This is a genomic window from Frigoribacterium sp. VKM Ac-1396 (assembly GCF_015350895.1).
In the GTDB taxonomy this organism is placed as follows: Bacteria; Actinomycetota; Actinomycetes; order Actinomycetales; family Microbacteriaceae; genus Frigoribacterium.
In genome coordinates this window covers 61,517-78,681 of record NZ_JADKSD010000001.1, presented here as the reverse complement: position 1 = coordinate 78,681, position 17,165 = coordinate 61,517, and the positions used below count along the sequence as shown (strand labels likewise).

Below are 17,165 nucleotides of genomic sequence, written 5' to 3'. Positions count from 1 at the left end.
GCTCAGGCCCGACACCTAGCCACTCGTCCGGGGTGTGGACGACGGTGCCTCTGGGGACGGGACATGGCGACGCCTCCGGCCTGCCTGGGGGTGGCTCTCCGGGCTGTGGAGCGCGATCGAGCTGTCGGTGGCGGCTGACATCATGGGCGACATGGACCTGGGCGACGAGTTCGACGTGCACGGTGGCTTCCCGGCCGCCGGCGCCGGTGCCGCGCGCGACACCTCGGGCGGTGACCCCGACGACGCCGACGGGCCCGTCCACTCGACGACCGTGCCGCTCGTCGACGCCGTCGACGTCATCCGGCTCGTGGGGCCCCGGGCGTTCAACCGGGCCAAAGAGTACGTCCGCGACGGTGCCGTGCTCGAGACCACGTGGCACCCGGCCGACGAGCGGCTCGACGGCAGCGTCCGCGGCGCCGAGACGGCCCTCTACCGGGTCGCCGTCGACCTGCGGGCGACCCGGGGCGAGTACAGCCGTCCCGTCCGAAGCCGGTGCAGCTGTCCGATCGGCAGCGACTGCAAGCACGTCGCGGCGATCCTGCTGCAGAGCAACGCGCGCGCCGTGGCCGACCGCAGCGCACCGTCGCCCAGCGCCGACGACCTCACGACCGGGGGCGTGACCGCGCTGGGCGCCGCACGGCCCGGCACGGGCACGGGCGACTGGCGGTCGACGGTGGGGGCGGTCGGGCGGCCCACCCGCGCCTCCTCGGCTCGGACGACGCGCATGGGGTTGCTGTTCGAGCTCCGCGACCGGGCGCACTCGACCCGGGGGCGGGCGGTCGCCCCCTCGGCACGTCGTCAGGGCGGCCCGACGGTCCAGCGACTCGGCGTGCGACCCGTGACCCTCAGCGGCACGGGCAACTGGGTGCGAGGCAACCTGACGTGGTCGTCGCTGCCCTACCAGCTCAACCGGCTCGCCATCGAGCCCGAACAGCACGCCTGGTTCGGCCAGTTCGCGGCGCTGCACCGTTCGGCCGTCTCGACCTACACGCCCGGCGACGCCGACTGGCTGTTCGTCGACGACTTCGCGAGTCCGCTGCTCTGGCCCCTGCTCGCCGAGGCCGAACGGCTCGGCGTCTCGCTCGTGACGGGCAAACGGTCGACCGATGTCGTGGTCGGTGACGAGGCCCGCGTCACGGTCGACGCCGTGAGAGGCGACGACGGGTCGATGCTGCTGACCGCCGGCGTCACCGTCGACGGCGTGGCCCGTCGTGCCGAGTCGACCGGGGTGATCGCCGACCACGGCGTCTGGTGCGTCGCGCACGAACCCGTGCTGACCTTCACCCTCGCACCGACCACGTCCCCGCTCGACGACGAACAGCGACGCCTGCTGACCATCACGCCCGAGGTGGTCGTGCCGGCCGGTGACTCGGCCGAGTTCTTGCGCGACTACTACCCGACCCTGCGACGGAGCGTCGACGTCGTCAGCTCGGACGCCTCGGTCGAGTTCCCGACGATCGTGCCGCCGATGCTGACGCTGACCGTCGGGTTCGAGAAGGCCCAGACGATCCGCCTCGCCTGGGGGTGGACGATCGACGGCGGGCTGCGGCCGCTGACCGCCCATTCGCCCGTGCCCGACCTGGGCGAGCTCGACGTCGTCCCCCGTGACCAGGTGCTGACGGGTGTGACCGCGGCCGAGTTCGCCACCGGCACGCTGCCCGCCCTCGAGGCGCGACCCGACCTGCGGGTCGACCTCGTCGGCACGCGACCGGACTACCGCGAGCTGACCGACGCGCCGCGGCTGACGATCACGACGATGCCGACCGACAAGCGCGACTGGTTCGACCTCGGCGTGATGGTGACGGTCGAGGGCCGGACGGTCCCCTTCACGCCGCTCATCACCGCCCTCGCCAAGGGTCGCAAGAAGTTGCTGCTCGTCGACCACTCGTACCTCTCGCTCGACCACCCGGCCTTCGACGAGCTGAAACGGCTGATCGACGAGGCCTCGGCCCTCGACGAGTGGCAGGTCGCCCCGCGCATCAACCGCTACCAGGCGAGTCTCTGGTCCGAGCTCGACGACCTCGCCGACGAGACGATCCCGGCCGCCGAGTGGCAGCGGGCCGTCGGCGGGCTGCTGGCCCTCGCCGACTCCGGCGGCCTCGACGCCGCGACGGCCGTGCCGGTGCCGGCCTCGGTGGACGCGACCCTGCGCCCGTACCAGCACGAAGGGTTCGCCTGGCTGGCCTTCCTGCACGAGCACGGGCTCGGCGGCGTCCTCGCCGACGACATGGGGCTCGGCAAGACCCTGCAGACCCTGGCGTTGGTCGCACACGTCCGCGAGGCCGAACGTGCCCGAGGTGGGTCGTGGGCCCCCGCCGAGTCACCGACCCGAGGTGGGTCGCCGGCCTCCGCCGACTCACGCGTCCCAGCCGGGTCACCCGTCCCCGCTGGCGAAGGCGCCACGCCTGCACCCTTCCTGGTCGTCGCCCCCACGTCGGTCGTGTCGAACTGGGTGGCCGAGGCCGCCCGGTTCACCCCGGGCCTGACCATCCGCGCGGTCACCGCCACCCAGGCGAAGGGCGGGAGCGGCTCGGTGCACGACCTGGCCGAGGGCGCCGACGTGGTCGTCACGTCGTACGCGCTGTTCCGCCTCGACTTCGCGGCCTACCAGGCCGAGGGCTGGGCCGGGCTGATCCTCGACGAGGCCCAGTTCGTCAAGAACCGCTCCTCGCAGGCACACCGTTGTGCGGTCGACCTCGACGTGCCGTTCAAGCTCGCGATCACGGGCACGCCGCTCGAGAACAGCCTCACCGACCTGTGGTCGCTGCTGCACGTGGTGGCACCCGGCCTGCTCGGCAGCAGCGTCCGCTTCGCCGACGACTACGTGAAGCCGATCGCCACGGGCGAGGCGCCCGAGCTGCTGCAGCGGCTGCGCCGCCGCATCCGTCCGCTGATGATGCGACGCACGAAAGAACAGGTCGCCTCCGACCTGCCTGCCAAGCAAGAGCAGGTGCTGCGCGTCGACCTCGACCCCGCACATCGCGACCTCTACGACGCCTTCCTGCAGCGCGAGCGGCAGAAGCTGCTCGGCCTCATGGACGACCTCGACCGCAACCGGTTCATCGTGTTCCGGTCGTTGACCCTGCTGCGGCTGCTCTCGCTCGACGCCTCACTCGTCGACGAGGCCTACGCCGACATCCCGTCGGCCAAGCTCGACCAGCTGCTCGACGAACTCGACGACGTGGTCGCCGAGGGGCACCGCGCCCTGATCTTCAGCCAGTTCACGACGTTCTTGCACAAGGTGGCCGCCCGGCTCGAACGACGCGGCGTCGCCTACGAGTACCTCGACGGCTCGACCCGGAGGCGCGGTGAAGTGATCGACCGCTTCAAGACGGGTGACGCCCCGGCGTTCTTGATCAGCCTGAAGGCGGGCGGCTTCGGGCTCAACCTCACCGAGGCCGACTACGTGTTCATCCTCGACCCGTGGTGGAATCCCGCGACCGAGGCGCAGGCCGTCGACCGCACGCACCGCATCGGCCAGACCGACAACGTCATGGTCTACCGGATGATCGCCAACGACACCATCGAAGAGAAGGTGCTCGCCCTGCAGGCGCAGAAGTCCCAGCTCTTCGACGCCGTGATGGACGACGACGCCGTCTTCAGCGCAGCGCTCACGGCCGACGACATCCGCGGCCTTCTCGACGCCTGACGGCGGGGCGGGTCGGTCCGGGCCGGCCGGCGCCGGCGCCAGCGGCCCAAGCCTTCAGCCCAGCGGCACCGTCTCGGCGAACGACCGGGTGGTGGGCGGGGCGACGAGCACCTCGGGCAGGCGGTTGGCTCCCTCGGGCGTCGCGCGCCACGCCACGTAGGCGTCGTGGTCGGCCGAGGTGGCCCAGCTCTCGACGACGATCATGACCGACGGGTCGGCGTCGTCGATGAGCACCTCGAGCCCCTCGCAGCCGGGCCAGGCGCGCGTGGCGACGAGCGTCTCGCGGGCGATCTCGTGGGCGAGGTCGAGGCGGGCGGGGTCGACGTGCAGTTCGAGGTGGACGGTGGTGGGCATGGGGGTTCCTTCGATCGGGCGGCGGCCCCGGGGGCGGGCCGCGCGGCGGACGGGCCGCGACTTCCCACCCTGGCACCCGCGCCTCCCGACGTCCTCACGGCGTCACGGCCTCACGGCGTCGCGGCGGCGTCGCCGAGCGGCGCCGGCTACGGGTCAGGCGACGTCGACCGTCACCCGGTGCCAGCCCTCGGCGCCGTTCGGTGCCGGCTGGACGTACTCCTCGGCCTGCCAGGTGCCGTCGGCGCCCCGGGCCCGGACCTCGATCGTGTGCGACCCCGAGCCGGCGGCCGCGGCGTCCCACCGGTAGACCCACTGGCGCCACGTGTCGGCCGAGACCGAGTCGGCGAGCGTCGCGTCGAGCCACGACCCGCCGTCGATGCGCACCTGCACCGCCTCGACTCCGGTGTGCGGCTGCCAGGCCACACCGGCGATCGAGACCGTCGCCGCGTCGACCGAACCACCGTCGCGGGGCACGTCGATGCGCGACTCGAGCTTGACCGGCCCGAGGGCGTCCCAGCCGCGGGGCGTCCAGTACCCCTGGGCGTCGGCGAAGCGCGTGACCTCCATCTCGACGACCCACTTCGTCGCCGAGACGTAGCCGAACAGGCCCGGCACGACCATCCGCACCGGGAACCCGTGCTCGATCGGCAACGGCTGCCCGTTCATGCCGACGGCGAGCAGGGCGTCGGTGCCGTCGTCCTGCAGCACGTCGAGGGGCGTCCCCGCCGAGAAGCCGTCGATGCTGCGCGAGAGCACCATGTCGGCTCCGCCGTTCGGCCCCGCCCGCTCGAGCAGCGACCGGATCGGGTACCCGAGCCACAGCGCGTTGCCGATGAGGTCGCCGCCGACGTCGTTCGAGACGCAGCTGAGGGTCGCCATGTGCTCTTCGAGGGGCAGAGCGAGCAACTCGTCGAACGAGATCGTGACCTCGCGGTCGACCAGCCCGTGGATGCGCAGGCTCCAGTCGGCCGGGTCGATCGACGGCACCTGCAACGCGGTGTCGATGCGGTAGAAGTCGGCATTGGGCGTCACGTACGGGGTGATGCCCTCGACGTCGAGGGAGGCGCCGGCCGGCACCGCGGCCTCGGTCACGCTCGCGCTCGGCAACGTCAGGGCGCGCCGCAGTGCCGCCGCGTTGGCGCGGCCCGCGTTGACGACTCGGGCCCCCGTGCCCACGACGACCGCGGCGACGCCTGCGACCACCGTGTAGGTCAAGAACGACCGGCGCTCGAGGCCGGCCCCGCGCAACGGAGGCACCGGCTGCGTCTGCTCGGCCCAGCCCGGCGAGGTCGAGCGGACCCACCGACGGAGGCGCGAGGCCAGCTTGTCGACGAGCACGACGGCCGCGAAGGTGCCGACGAGGCTCGGGATGGCGTCCACCTGGCCGGCGTCGGCGCGGGTCAGGACCGCCACCACGGCGAGCGCCCCGCCCGCCACGAAGGCGACCTTGCCGATCGGCTGGCGGCGGTACTCGCCGTAGCCGGCCGCGCCGGTGATGACGACGAGCAGCACGCCCATCAGCACGAAGAGTGCGACCTTGTCGCCGGTGCCGAACAGCGACACCATCGTGTCTTTGACCCCGGCGGGGGCGAGGTCGATGACGGCCGAGCCCACGGCGAAGAGCGGGCTGCCGGTCGGGCCGGTGGCCAGGGCGACGACCTCGGCGGCGGCGAGGAACGCGGCCATCGAGACGATGCCGGCGAGGGCGGCCCAGAGGCCGGCGGCCCGCGGGGTCATCGGGTCGGTGGCACCGGGCGTCGGGGCGGGGCCGGGCGTCGACGACGGGGGTGGGGACAGGCGGACCGACATGGGCCCAGGGTACGTCGCGGTGTTCGTGAACAGCCTGCGTCCTCGGGGCGGGCCGGCGCCCGGTGTTTCCGGGCCGTGACGATGTGCTCCCGGCTCTTCCGCCCCGGCCGTGACGGGAGCAGGATGACCGGAACGCCCGAGACACACCGATGCGCCCCGGAGGTCAGCATGTCGACGACGAACCAGCAGCCCACGACCGACACGGGCGAGAGTCCGACCGAGCTGAAGAGGGCGATCGGGCCGAAGCTGCTGCTGCTGTTCATCGTCGGGGACATCCTCGGCACGGGCGTCTACGCCCTGACCGGGCAGGTCGCGGCCGAGGTCGGCGGCGCGGCGTGGCTGCCCTTCTTGATCGCGTTCGCCGTGGCCCTGGTGACGGCGTTCTCGTACCTCGAGCTCGTGACGAAGTACCCGCAGACCGCGGGTGCGGCCCTGTACGTGCACAAGGCGTTCGGCATCCACTTCGTGACGTTCATCGTCTGCTTCGTCGTGATGTGCTCGGGCATCACGAGCGCGTCGACGGCGTCGAGGGCGTTCGCGGCGAACCTGGCGGCCGGCATCGGGGTCGAGCTCTCGAACTCGGCCGTGATGCTGATCGCGATGGCGTTCATGCTGCTGGTGATGGCCGTGAACTTCCGAGGCGTGAGCGAGAGCGTCAAGGCGAACGTCGTGTTGACGCTGATCGAGTTGTCGGGCCTCGTCATGGTGATCCTGATCGGCTTCTGGTTCATCGCGGGCGGCAACGCCGACTGGGGTCAGGTGGTGCTGTTCGAGACGCCCGGCGACAAGTCGCTGCTGTTGAGCGTGAGCACGGCGACCTCGCTCGCGTTCTTCGCGATGGTGGGCTTCGAGGACTCGGTCAACATGGCCGAAGAGACGAAGGACCCGAGCCGGATCTTCCCCAAGGTCATGCTGACCGGGCTCGGCATCACCGCCGTGATCTACGTGCTCGTGTCGATCTGCGCCGTCGCCATCGTGCCGATCGGCGAGCTGGCCGACAACGAGACGCCGCTGGTGACCGTCGTGAACACGGCGGCCCCGGACTTCCCGATCGGTCAGCTGCTGCCGTTCATCTCGATGTTCGCCGTGGCCAACAGCGCCCTGATCAACATGATGATGGCCAGCCGCCTGCTCTACGGCATGAGCAAGCAGGGTGTGCTGCCGGGCTTCCTCGGCAAGGTGCACCCGAAGCGCCAGACACCGTGGGCGTCGATCGTCTTCACCACGGCGCTCAGCCTGCTGCTGATCGGCTACGTCTCGCTCTCTCCCGAGTCGCCGATCGTCGCGGTGCTCGGCGGCACGACGTCGTTGCTGCTGTTGTCGGTCTTCACGCTGGTCAACGTCGTCGTGCTCGTGCTGCGCCGCGACACCGTGACGCACCGGCACTTCAAGGCGGGCACGGTGCTGCCGATCATCGGCGTGGTGGCCTGCCTGTGGCTCGTGCTGCCGGTGTCGTCCGGTCGCGGCGCCGAGCAGTACACGATCGCCGGCGGGTTGCTCGCGATCGGCGTGGTGCTCTGGCTCGTGACCTTCGTTTCGCGCCGGGGCAAGCCCGTGCCGAGCGACGCGATCGCCGACGCCGAGCGCGTCGACCCCGGCGCGTAGCGAGACCGCAGGAGGCGCGGGTCGGGCACGCAGGAGGCGCGGCGCCGGTCTCGTCACCGGCACCGCGCCTCCTCGGGTCGTCGGGTCGTCTCGTCCCGGGTCGCCGGGTCGGGCCGCTAGACGAGCCGCTTCTCGCCCGGCCGCAGCACGCGCAGCCAGCGGAACCCGTAGCCCTCGAGCTCGACGCGCAGGTGACCGTCGGCGGCCAGCGCCTCGGGTGTCGCCAGGTCGGCGAGCAGGTCGACGACCCGCGCCGAGCCGTCGAGGTCGAGCGCGCCCAGGTCGAGGTCGACCGAGCGGCCGTCGGGAGCGAAGTTGTGCAGCGCGACGAGGGTGCCCGTGCTGCCGTGGACGGCGTGGGCCAGGACGCAGGTGTGACCGGAGTCGAGCACGGTGAGGTCGCCCCAGCCGATCTCGGGCGAGGCACGGTAGTGCCGGATCAGGTTCTGCACGAAGCGCAGCATCGAGTCGGGCTCGTGGCGTTGGCGTGAGACGTTGACGTGCTCGGGCGCCCAGCCCTCGGCCGCGACCGGGGCCACCAGGTCGTCGGCGTCGGCGCGCGAGAAGCCACCGCCGGGCTCGTCGGTCCACTGCATGGGCGTGCGGACGGCGTCGCGGCCCGAGACCTCCGGGTTCTCGCCCATGCCGATCTCTTCGCCGTAGAACAGCACGGGTGCCCCGGGCGTCGAGAACATCAGGCTGTAGACCATGCGGACCCGCCGCGGGTCGCCGTCGAGCATCGGCGGCAGGCGACGCACGATGCCCCGGCCGTGGATGCGCTGCGACTCGAGCGGGGCGAACGCCTCGAAGACCTCGTCGCGCTCGGACTCGCTCAGCTGGTCGAGGGTCAGCTCGTCGTGGTTGCGGACGAAGTTGCCCCACTGGTTGCCTCGCGCCAGGGCCGGCCGGTCGGCGAGCGCGGCCGCGAGCGGCGCGGCGTCCTGCCGGGCGAGCGAGAGGTAGAGCGCCTGGTTGGCCACGAAGTCGAACTGCATGGTCAGCTCGTCGCCGTCGTCCTCGCCGAAGAACGCGACCATCTCGTCGTAGGGCAGGTTGACCTCGCCGAGCATCATGCCGCTGCCGCTGCGTCGCGAGACGTACCCGCGCAGGGCCCGCAAGAACTCGTGCTCGGCACCGTCCTCGGTGTCGATCAGGTGCGGCACGGCGTCGACGCGGAACCCGTCGATGCCGAGCTGCAGCCAGAAGCCGATGACCTTCGCGATCTCGTCGCGCACGGCCTGCCGGTGGGTCGCCAGGTCGGGCTGGTGCGAGTAGAACGAGTGCCGGTAGTACCGGCCGGCGGTCTCGTCGAACGACCAGACGCCGTCCTCGACGTCGGGGAACATGTTCTCGGGCTGGTCGTCGGGCACGTCGTCGCGCCACTGGTAGTACTCGCGGAACCGGCTCTCGGGGTCGCGCCGTGCGGCCTGGAACCACGGGTGCTGGTCGCTCGTGTGGTTGACGACGAGGTCGACGATCACCCGCATGCCGCGGTCCTTCGCGGTGCGGACCACCTCGACGAAGTCGCCGAGGTGCCCGTAGCGCGGGTCGACGCCGTAGTAGTCCGAGATGTCGTAGCCGTTGTCCTGCTGCGGCGACGGGTAGAACGGCGCCAGCCACAGGCAGGTCACGCCGAGCTCGGCGAGGTGGTCGAGACGGTGCGCGAGCCCCTCGAGGTCGCCCACGCCGTCGTCGTTCCAGTCGAGGTACGTCTCGACGTCGAGGTTGTAGAAGACGGCGGTCTTCCACCACAGGTCGCTGGTGTCGGTGACCCTCATCGGATGGTCGCCGTCGTCGTCGCGGGGCGGCGCGAGGCGGTCGGGCACGCGGCGGGGCGGGCGGCGGTCGGATGGGCGGCGCAGGAGGCGCGGGTCGGGCGGGTCATGTCGGCTCCGTCTCGGGTGGGTCGCTTTCGCCGACCGTACCGACGCCCGGGGTGCGCGGCCCTGGCCATCCCCTGTGCATCGCCCGTGCGGCCGCCGCACGCCGCCCCGGCTGGTGCCCCGCGCCTCCTCGGACTCCCGACCCGCCGCCTCCTGGGCCTGCCGCCCCTACGGGATCAGGCGGGCGGCGCGGTAGCGCTCGAACAGGTCGACGAAGGCCTGCTCGGTGCGGCGGTACCGGGTGAACCCGGCGTCGCGTGCCTTGCCCATGTCGGTGACGACCTCGATGTCGCGGCCGAGGTCGCCGTCGGTGTGCCACCACGAGGCGACGCGCGACAACTCGGGCTCGACGAGGTCGTACTCGGCGACGAGGTCGCGCCACTCCTGCTCGAGGCCGGCCATCTGCTGCTCGAGCGGCCGCGGCTCGCCCTCGAACCCCTCGACGAGCGCGGCGTCGACGCCGAGGTGTGCAGCGAGGCGGGGCCACAGCCAGCGCCAGCGGAACACGTCGCCGTTCGTGATGTTGAACGCCTCATCGGCGCCGGCCGGGTCGGTCGCGGCCCAGATCATCTGCTCGGCCAGCACTCCGGCGTCGGTGACGTCGACGAGCGAGTTCCACTGCGTCTCGCTGCCGGGGAACGTGAACGGGCGGCCGAGGCGCGTGCTCAGCGCGGCCTGCACGGCGAGGGTCAACCCCATGTTCATGGCGTTGCCGACGGCGAAGCCGATGACGGTGTGCGAACGGTGCACCGACCAGGTGAAGCCCTGGCGCTCGGCGGCGGCGAACAGCTCGTCCTCTTGCGCGTAGTAAAAGTTCGGGTAGGGCAGGCGCTCTTCGTCCTCGTGGAAGGGCGTGTCGGGCATGTCGCCCTTGCCGTAGGCCTCGAACGGGCCGAGGTAGTGCTTCAGCCCGGTGACGAGCGACACGTGCCGCACGGGCGCGTGGTCGAGGGCGGCCAGCAGGTCGCGCACCATGGCGCCGTTGACCGCGATGTTCTCGGCCTCGGTGTCGCGCCGCTGCCAGGCGGCGAAGAAGACGTGGGTCGGCTTCGCGTCCGCCAGCGCGGTGCGCAGGCTCTCGGCGCTCGTCAGGTCGGCCGCGATGCCCGTCACGCCCTCGGACGAGGAGGCGCGGCGCGAGAGCGCGAGGACGTCCCACCCCTCGCGCGTCAACTGCTCGACGAGCGCGGTGCCGGTGATGCCGCTGGCACCCACCACGAGGGCGGTGCCGGGGGTCGTGTCGGGGCCCTGGGGCCGGGTGCCGTCGGTCTGGGTGCTGCCGGTCTGGGGTGTCTCGGTGGAGCTCATCTGTGGGCCAAGCCGCGGGCCTCCTCCGGCATTCCCGCCCGGGGCCGACCGCTCCGTACCCCGAGGACCTGCACCTGACAGGGTCCCTGGCGCGCCGGGCGTACGGTCGGCCCATGGATCAGGACACGAACGAGCCCACCGCCCGGACGCCCGAAGAAGAGGCCGCCGCTTTGGCGCTCGCCGTCGTGTCGCAGGCCGCCGCCATCACGCAGGGCGACCCGGAGGCCGTCGAGGCCAGCGACGAGAACCTGCGCGAGGTCGTCGGCGAGCTGAGCGACCAGCCGTTCACCGCCCGGCAGGAGGACGTCGTCGCGACCCTCGGCACCGCGGGCGGCAGCCTCGCGGCGGGCCTCACCGCCGCGCTGGCGCACGAGAAGGGCGTCGACCCCGGCGTCATCCTCGGGTCGACCTCGCAGGCGATCGTGGCCCAGACGCAGACCCCGTTCGCCGGTGGGCACGACGACATGGACGACGACCCCGAGCTGGTCGCGCAGGCCGAGCGAGACGCCCGTGCCCACGCAGCCGAGCTCGACGGCGACGTCGCGGCCTCGATGCTCGACGACGGCAGCCCGGTCGACGGACGTCGTGACATGGCCGACGCCGGACGCGAACGGGGCGAGTCGGGCGAGTCGCGGGGCGACCGCGACGACGACGACTCCGACCACGCCTCCTGACCGCGAGGCCTGCGGTCGTCGACGCGCGCGGGGCCGGGGAGGCTGGCGAGCCCTGCGAGAGGTGACGGTCGCGGACGACGCGGCCCGCGCCTCCTAGACTCGACGGACGGGTCCCGCCGCCCCGGCCGGGTGGTGCCGAGACCCGGTCCGCAGCGAGCGAGAGGGGCAGCGTGTCCGACGCGAGACGAAGCGACCGACCGGCCCCGCCGAAGGCCCGCCCGACGCGCGTGCCCAAGCCCCCGAAGGGCAAGCCCCGCGGGCCCGCGCAGTCGCGACTCGTCAACCAACACGAGCTGCGCGACGTCCGGGCCCGGCTCCGCGGCACGATCTACGAGGGCACGACGCCCGAGCACGGCATCGGCGGCGACCTCTACTCGCCCCGGCAGATCGTCGACTTCTGCCTCGACCTCGGCGACGTGATGCTCTCGTCGGGTGCCGACGTGCGCAGCACCGAGGTCGCCATCGTGGCGGTCAGCACCAAGTGGAACCTCGCGCCCCTCGAACTCGACATCACCGGCACGGCCATCACGATCCAGTACGCGCCGGCCGGCCACAACCCGCTCGTCAAGACCCGCGTCATCTACGCCGAGGGCTCGAACCTGCACCGGCTGTCGTTGGTCTACCAGATCGTCGACGACCTGCTGCACGACGACCGCGACATGACCGAGGCCGTGGCCGGGCTCGTCGACGTGCTCAAGTCGCCGCCGCGCTGGCCGTCGTGGCTGACCGACCTCGCCATGGGCCTGCTCGGCGTCTCGGTGACGCTGCAGGCCGGCGGCACCTGGCAGGCCGCCGTCGGAGCCTTCGTGGTGATGATCGGCATCATGGCGTCGGGGCGGGGCCTGACCGCCCGGGGCATCCCGCAGTTCTTCGTCATCGGCCTGCAGGCCGCGGCGACGGCGACGCTCGGCACGCTCGGCATCTGGGCGGGCCTGCTGAGACCAGGAGGCGCGGCAGCGATGGTCGCGGCGGTGGTCGTCCTCGTGCTGCCGCACCCCACGATCGTCACCTGGGCGCAGGACGCCATCTCGGGGTTCCGGTCGATGGCGGTCGGCCGGGCACTCGTCATCGGGTTGATCGTGGCCGGCGTCGTCTGCGGCATCCCGGCCGGGCTCGCCGTGACGGCCCGGTTCGTCGCCATCGAGGTCGACCCGACGAACATCACGCTGCAGGCCCTGCCCCTCTGGCTCTCGCTCATCTCGAGCTTCGCCGCGGCGTCCGCCAACTCGATCGCCCAGGGGTCGACCGCCCGCATGATCCCGATCACGATCGGCGTCGCCCTGGTCGGCAACCTCTCGTTGTTCACGCTGCGCCACCTCGGCCTGCCCCTCATGGGCGCGACGTTCGTCGCCGCCACCCTGCTCGGAGCCCTGTCGACCGTCGCGGCAGCTCGCCTGCGCACGGCCGCGACGGTCATCGCCGTGCCCGCGTTCTGCGGGTCACTGCTGCCGTCGCTCGCGGTCGCGTCGTCGCTGCTGAACTTCATGGCCGGCACCGACGGCGCCGAGGTCGACTTCGTGTTCTCGATGCTGACGACGCTCGCCATCGGCGCGGGGCTCGTGCTCGGCAACCTGCTCGCGACCCCGGGGGCCCGACGGTGGCTGCGCCGGACGAAGCGCGTCCGCGTGCAGTCGGTCCACACCGACACGACGCCGATCAGCATCATCACGGCGCCGGGGGCGGCGCCGGCCGCGGCACCTGCACCTGCACCTGCACCCGCTTCTGCCCCTGCCCCTGCCCCTGCCCCTGCTGACGGTCCGACCACCGCCCCTCTGCCGATCACCACCACACCGCTGCCGGCGCAGGTGCCCGGGCGCCCTCGCCTCTCGGACCCGGACTCGCCACGGTTGCCCGGGGTGGCCCTGTCGACGCCCGTCCGCACCGGCGCCCCCTCGACGGACACGTCGCCCGGGGGCGACTAGCGGTCGACGACCGCTGCAGCCCCACGCCCGGTGTCACCGCGCCCGGTGTCGCCGCGCCCGGTGTCGCCGCGCCTCGGGGGCTCGACCTGCGCCTCCTCGCCTTCGAGGCGTCGGACGATCGGCTGGACGTCGCCGATCTCGGCGCCGATCCAGTGACGGTGCATCTTCTCGGCCACGGCGTACGTCGTGCCCGAGCCGCCGAAGGGGTCGAGGACGAGGTCGCCGGGCTCGGAGCTGATGGTCAGGACGCGCTCGAGCAGCTTCTCGCTGAGCTCGTTCGCCCCGCGGGTCTTCGTCGCCCGGTGACGCACGGGCGGGATGTCGAGCCAGACGTCGGTGAGGTTGATGCCGTCGGGGTGGAGCTTGCCGCGGTGGCCGCCGTAGTCCTTGATGTCGCGACCGCAGTGCCGGCACACCTGGATCGGCAGCCTCGGCCGGACGAAGCGCGACGGCTTGCCCTTGCTGTAGTAGAGCAGCGAGTAGTGCGAGGGGTAGAGCTTGCCCGGGATCGGCAGACCGTACTTGATGTCGACGGCAACCCAGTGGCGGAAGGTCATGCCCTCGCCGTTCAGCACGTGGCCCAGCTCGATGTTCCAGCGGGGGAGGTTGAAGAGGTAGAACGACCCACCGGGCCGCAGGACGCGGACGCACTCGGCGATCCACCGGCGGCACCAGACGAGGTAGGCGTCGTCGTCGAGCGAGTCGTCGATGCCCGCGCCGTAGACCTTGCCCAGGTTGAAGGGCGGGTCGGCGAACACGAGGTCGACCGACTCGTCGTCGAGCTCGGCGAGGACCTCGAGGCAGTCGGCCTGGAAGAGCCGACCGCTGGCGGTGCGGTAGGTCGGTTGCACGTCGTCCTTCGGGGTGTCGCGGGTCGGGGGAGGTCGTCGAGAAGACTACTTCGGGCCGCCGACATCGACGGTCGGTCGTTCCCTGCACGACCAGTAGGCTAACGACCGTGTTGTCACCTGCGACGAAGCAGTCCCCCGGTCCGAGACGCCGTCGACCCGTCGACGAGGTGATCGTCCTCCATCGCCAAGGCCGTCTGCCCCTCGACGTGACGCTCGATCCGGACGACCCGATCCTGCAACCCCGTCGCCGCCCGCGGCGCCGCCCGCCCACCGTCTACGTGCACCGCGAGCCGATCCCCCACCAACCGTCGCTCGCGTTCGCCCTCTCGGTCGTCGCCGTCGCCTGCTACCTCGCCTGGGGCTGGACCGAGCTCTCCGAGGGCGCCGACGAGTTCCCCCTGGGCCTCGCCCGCGGTCGACGCGCGACCGCTCCGGTGGTCGGGCTGACGTCGGCGTCCTTCGCCGTGTCGGCCCTCCTGGCGGCCACGGTCGGTCGCCGCCCCGGACGCTCGCACGCGCTGCGGTGGACGGCCATCGCCTGCGCCGCGGCCACGACGATCGTCGTCGTCGCGACCCTCGTCACGGCCGCCCTGCCGCTCGTGCCGGTCTGACCTCGACCCGACCTCGGCCCGACCTCGGCCCGACCTCGGCCCGACTCGGGGGCGAGGGGCACCGGCACAGGCCCGGGACAAGCTACCGTTGCACCATGAGTGACACCACCGAGCAAGCCCCGAGCGACGCCACAGAGCAAGCCGACACGACGCCGACGTTCTCCGATCTGGGCTTGAGCGACCAGGTGCTCAAGGCGATCCGCGAGATCGGCTACGAGACCCCTTCGGCCATCCAGGCCGCCACGATCCCCACCCTGCTCGACGGCCGCGACGTCGTCGGCCTCGCGCAGACCGGCACCGGCAAGACGGCGGCCTTCGCCCTGCCCATCCTGTCGCGCCTCGACGTCTCGGCCAAGAAGCCGCAGGCGCTCGTCCTGTCGCCGACGCGCGAGCTCGCCCTGCAGGTCTGCGAGGCGTTCGAGCAGTTCGCCTCGGGCATGCGCGGCGTCCACGTCCTGCCGGTCTACGGCGGTCAGGCGTACGGCGTCCAGCTGAGCGCCCTGCGCCGCGGCGTCCACGTCGTCGTCGGCACGCCCGGTCGCATCATGGACCACCTGGCCAAGGGCACGCTCGACCTGAGCGAGCTGAAGTACCTCGTGCTCGACGAAGCCGACGAGATGCTGAAGATGGGCTTCGCCGAAGACGTCGAGACGATCCTCGCCGACACCCCCGACGACAAGCAGGTGGCCCTGTTCTCGGCCACGATGCCGCCGCAGATCCGTCGCATCTCCAAGCAGTACCTGAACGACGCCGAAGAGATCACGGTCAAGGCGAAGACCACCACCTCGGTCAACACGACCCAGCGCTACCTGATGGTGTCGTACCCGCAGAAGGTCGACGCCCTGACGCGCATCCTCGAGGTCGAGAACTTCGAGGGCATGATCATCTTCGTCCGCACCAAGAGCGAGACCGAGACCCTCGCCGAGAAGTTGCGCGCCCGTGGCTACTCGGCCGCCGCGATCAGCGGCGACGTCGCCCAGGCGCAGCGCGAGCGCACGGTCAACCAGCTGAAGAGCGGCAAGCTCGACATCCTCGTCGCGACCGACGTCGCGGCCCGCGGTCTCGACGTCGACCGCATCAGCCACGTCGTCAACTACGACATCCCGATCGACACCGAGTCGTACGTGCACCGCATCGGCCGCACGGGTCGTGCCGGCCGCAGCGGTGCCGCGATCAGCTTCGTCACGCCGCGCGAGCGCCGCCTGCTCGGGGCGATCGAGAAGGCCACCCGACAGCCGCTCACGCAGATGCAGCTGCCCACGGTCGAAGACGTCAACAGCACGCGTCTCACCCGCTTCGACGACGCCATCACCGAGGCCCTCTCGCAAGACGCCCGCATCTCGGCGTTCCGCGACATCATCAGCCACTACGTCGAGCACCACGACGTGCCCGAGGCCGACGTCGCCGCCGCCCTCGCGGTGGTCGCGCAGGGCGAGACGCCCCTGCTGCTCGACCCGAAAGACGAGCGTCCGCAGCGTGACGAGCGTCCGTTGCGCGAGCGCGACGACCGTGCCCCGCGCGCCGGCCGCGACGACGACCGGGGTGAGCGCCGCGAACGCGGACCACGCACCTCGAAGCCGATGACGGCCTATCGCATCGAGGTCGGTCGTCGTCACCGCGTCGAGCCGCGTCAGATCGTGGGCGCCCTGGCGAACGAGGGCGGTCTCAGCCGTGACGACTTCGGGGCGATCCAGATCCGCCCCGAATTCTCGGTGGTCGAGCTCGCCTCCGACGTCTCGAGCGACATGCTCGACCGCCTGAGCGACACGCGCATCAGCGGCAAGCTGATCGAGATCAAGCCCGACCGCCGAGGAGGCGCGCCCCGCCGCGACGACCGGCCCGACCGGTCCTCCGGTGGCGACCGGCCCGCCCGCAAGCCCCGCTACTAGGCACCCGGCCGCACGGCCCCGACGCCGACCCGGCTCGCCGCCGGGTCGGCGTCGTCGTGTCCGGTCAGGGCAGAACGGAGACGCATGAGCACCCCGCCCTCCCCCGGCGGCACCGACGCCCTGTTCGGCGTCGTGCAGACCGCGCTCACGATCGGCAGTGCCATCCCGCTGCTGCTCTCGGTCGTGGCGCTCGTGCTCTACGTGCGGACGCGACGCCGCCTCGCATCCGAGTCGGCGCGTGCCCGTCGCTCGGACGACCACACCCGGCGGCTGCACGACCTGGCCCGGGTGAGCCTCCTGGGCTCCGCGTTCGGCCTGGTGTTGCTGCTGATCGGCCAGCTCGTCGTGGCCCTCGGCACGACGGTGGGCCCGGCCGCGGCGTTCGCCGGGCCGCTCGCGCCCGTGACGATCGGTGCGGCCGTGCTGACGGCCCTCGCGGCCGGGGCGTTCGCGACCTCGCCGGCCCCGCCCGCGCCTCCTGTGCCTCCTCGGCGCTAGCTCGTCGCCCCGCGGCGAGTCCGTCCCGTCGAGTGGGCAGAAACCGTCCTTCCGCCGCCGACGAAGGACACGTTCTGCCCACTCGATCGACGCTTCCGTCGGCCAGTCCGGG

Annotated in this window: 12 protein-coding genes; 7 read left to right on the top strand and 5 right to left on the bottom strand. The window is 72.1% G+C overall.

Annotation, left to right across the window (positions count from 1 at the left end):
• The first annotated feature begins 127 nt into the window (after positions 1 to 127).
• On the top strand, positions 128 to 3,649 hold the full coding sequence (locus ITJ55_RS00345) for a DEAD/DEAH box helicase (protein ID WP_194593617.1): 3,522 nt from the start codon (positions 128 to 130) through the stop codon (positions 3,647 to 3,649).
• Positions 3,650 to 3,703: 54 nt separating this feature from the next.
• On the opposite strand, the gene ITJ55_RS00340 is transcribed toward ITJ55_RS00345, so the two are convergent.
• On the bottom strand, positions 3,704 to 4,003 hold the full coding sequence (locus ITJ55_RS00340; protein ID WP_056258700.1) for a putative quinol monooxygenase: 300 nt from the start codon (positions 4,001 to 4,003) through the stop codon (positions 3,704 to 3,706).
• A gap of 153 nt (positions 4,004 to 4,156) precedes the next feature.
• Positions 4,157 to 5,812, bottom strand: coding sequence for a molybdopterin-dependent oxidoreductase (locus tag ITJ55_RS00335; RefSeq protein WP_370543938.1), 1,656 nt, complete (start codon positions 5,810 to 5,812; stop codon positions 4,157 to 4,159).
• Between the two features lie 168 nt (positions 5,813 to 5,980).
• On the opposite strand from ITJ55_RS00335, the gene ITJ55_RS00330 reads away from it, so the two are divergent.
• The gene (locus ITJ55_RS00330; protein ID WP_194593616.1) at positions 5,981 to 7,417 is read left to right on the top strand and encodes an APC family permease; all 1,437 of its coding nucleotides are present in this window, start codon (positions 5,981 to 5,983) and stop codon (positions 7,415 to 7,417) included.
• Positions 7,418 to 7,533: 116 nt separating this feature from the next.
• Here ITJ55_RS00330 and ITJ55_RS00325 read toward each other — a convergent pair whose 3' ends face one another.
• Positions 7,534 to 9,195 (bottom strand): alpha-amylase family protein, encoded by a 1,662-nt coding sequence (locus tag ITJ55_RS00325; RefSeq protein WP_194593615.1) that lies wholly within the window; start codon positions 9,193 to 9,195, stop codon positions 7,534 to 7,536.
• Positions 9,196 to 9,468: 273 nt separating this feature from the next.
• On the bottom strand, positions 9,469 to 10,608 hold the full coding sequence (locus ITJ55_RS00320; RefSeq protein WP_194593614.1) for an SDR family oxidoreductase: 1,140 nt from the start codon (positions 10,606 to 10,608) through the stop codon (positions 9,469 to 9,471).
• A 113-nt stretch (positions 10,609 to 10,721) separates the two neighbouring features.
• Here ITJ55_RS00320 and ITJ55_RS00315 point away from each other — a divergent pair, with 113 nt between their 5' ends.
• A complete protein-coding gene (locus ITJ55_RS00315; protein WP_194593613.1) occupies positions 10,722 to 11,282 on the top strand; it encodes a hypothetical protein in 561 nt (186 codons plus the stop codon).
• A 170-nt stretch (positions 11,283 to 11,452) separates the two neighbouring features.
• The gene (locus ITJ55_RS00310) at positions 11,453 to 13,204 is read left to right on the top strand and encodes a threonine/serine exporter family protein (RefSeq protein ID WP_194593612.1); all 1,752 of its coding nucleotides are present in this window, start codon (positions 11,453 to 11,455) and stop codon (positions 13,202 to 13,204) included.
• On the opposite strand, the gene ITJ55_RS00305 is transcribed toward ITJ55_RS00310, so the two are convergent.
• On the bottom strand, positions 13,201 to 14,055 hold the full coding sequence (locus ITJ55_RS00305) for a site-specific DNA-methyltransferase (protein ID WP_194593611.1): 855 nt from the start codon (positions 14,053 to 14,055) through the stop codon (positions 13,201 to 13,203). The genes ITJ55_RS00310 and ITJ55_RS00305 overlap by 4 nt on opposite strands.
• 107 nt (positions 14,056 to 14,162) lie before the next feature.
• Between ITJ55_RS00305 and ITJ55_RS00300 the strand changes: the two genes are divergently transcribed.
• The 3 genes from ITJ55_RS00300 to ITJ55_RS00290 all read left to right on the top strand — a co-directional run bounded on the left by ITJ55_RS00300 (position 14,163) and on the right by ITJ55_RS00290 (position 17,053).
• Entirely contained in the window at positions 14,163 to 14,666 is a 504-nt protein-coding gene (locus ITJ55_RS00300; RefSeq protein ID WP_194593610.1) for a hypothetical protein, read from the top strand.
• A 95-nt stretch (positions 14,667 to 14,761) separates the two neighbouring features.
• Positions 14,762 to 16,555 (top strand): DEAD/DEAH box helicase, encoded by a 1,794-nt coding sequence (locus ITJ55_RS00295; RefSeq protein WP_194593609.1) that lies wholly within the window; start codon positions 14,762 to 14,764, stop codon positions 16,553 to 16,555.
• An 84-nt stretch (positions 16,556 to 16,639) separates the two neighbouring features.
• Positions 16,640 to 17,053 (top strand): hypothetical protein, encoded by a 414-nt coding sequence (locus ITJ55_RS00290; protein ID WP_194593608.1) that lies wholly within the window; start codon positions 16,640 to 16,642, stop codon positions 17,051 to 17,053.
• The last annotated feature ends 112 nt before the right edge of the window (positions 17,054 to 17,165 follow it).

Excerpts from the sequence above, each read along its gene's own strand:
- ITJ55_RS00325 (WP_194593615.1), bottom strand. The coding sequence starts at position 9,195 with ATGAGGGTCACCGACACCAGCGACCTGTGGTGGAAGACCGCCGTCTTC.
- ITJ55_RS00320 (WP_194593614.1), bottom strand. The coding sequence starts at position 10,608 with ATGAGCTCCACCGAGACACCCCAGACCGGCAGCACCCAGACCGACGGC.
- ITJ55_RS00295 (WP_194593609.1), top strand. The coding sequence starts at position 14,762 with ATGAGTGACACCACCGAGCAAGCCCCGAGCGACGCCACAGAGCAAGCC.
- ITJ55_RS00335 (WP_370543938.1), bottom strand. The coding sequence starts at position 5,812 with ATGTCGGTCCGCCTGTCCCCACCCCCGTCGTCGACGCCCGGCCCCGCC.
- ITJ55_RS00330 (WP_194593616.1), top strand. The coding sequence starts at position 5,981 with ATGTCGACGACGAACCAGCAGCCCACGACCGACACGGGCGAGAGTCCG.
- ITJ55_RS00315 (WP_194593613.1), top strand. The coding sequence starts at position 10,722 with ATGGATCAGGACACGAACGAGCCCACCGCCCGGACGCCCGAAGAAGAG.
- ITJ55_RS00340 (WP_056258700.1), bottom strand. The coding sequence starts at position 4,003 with ATGCCCACCACCGTCCACCTCGAACTGCACGTCGACCCCGCCCGCCTC.
- ITJ55_RS00290 (WP_194593608.1), top strand. The coding sequence starts at position 16,640 with ATGAGCACCCCGCCCTCCCCCGGCGGCACCGACGCCCTGTTCGGCGTC.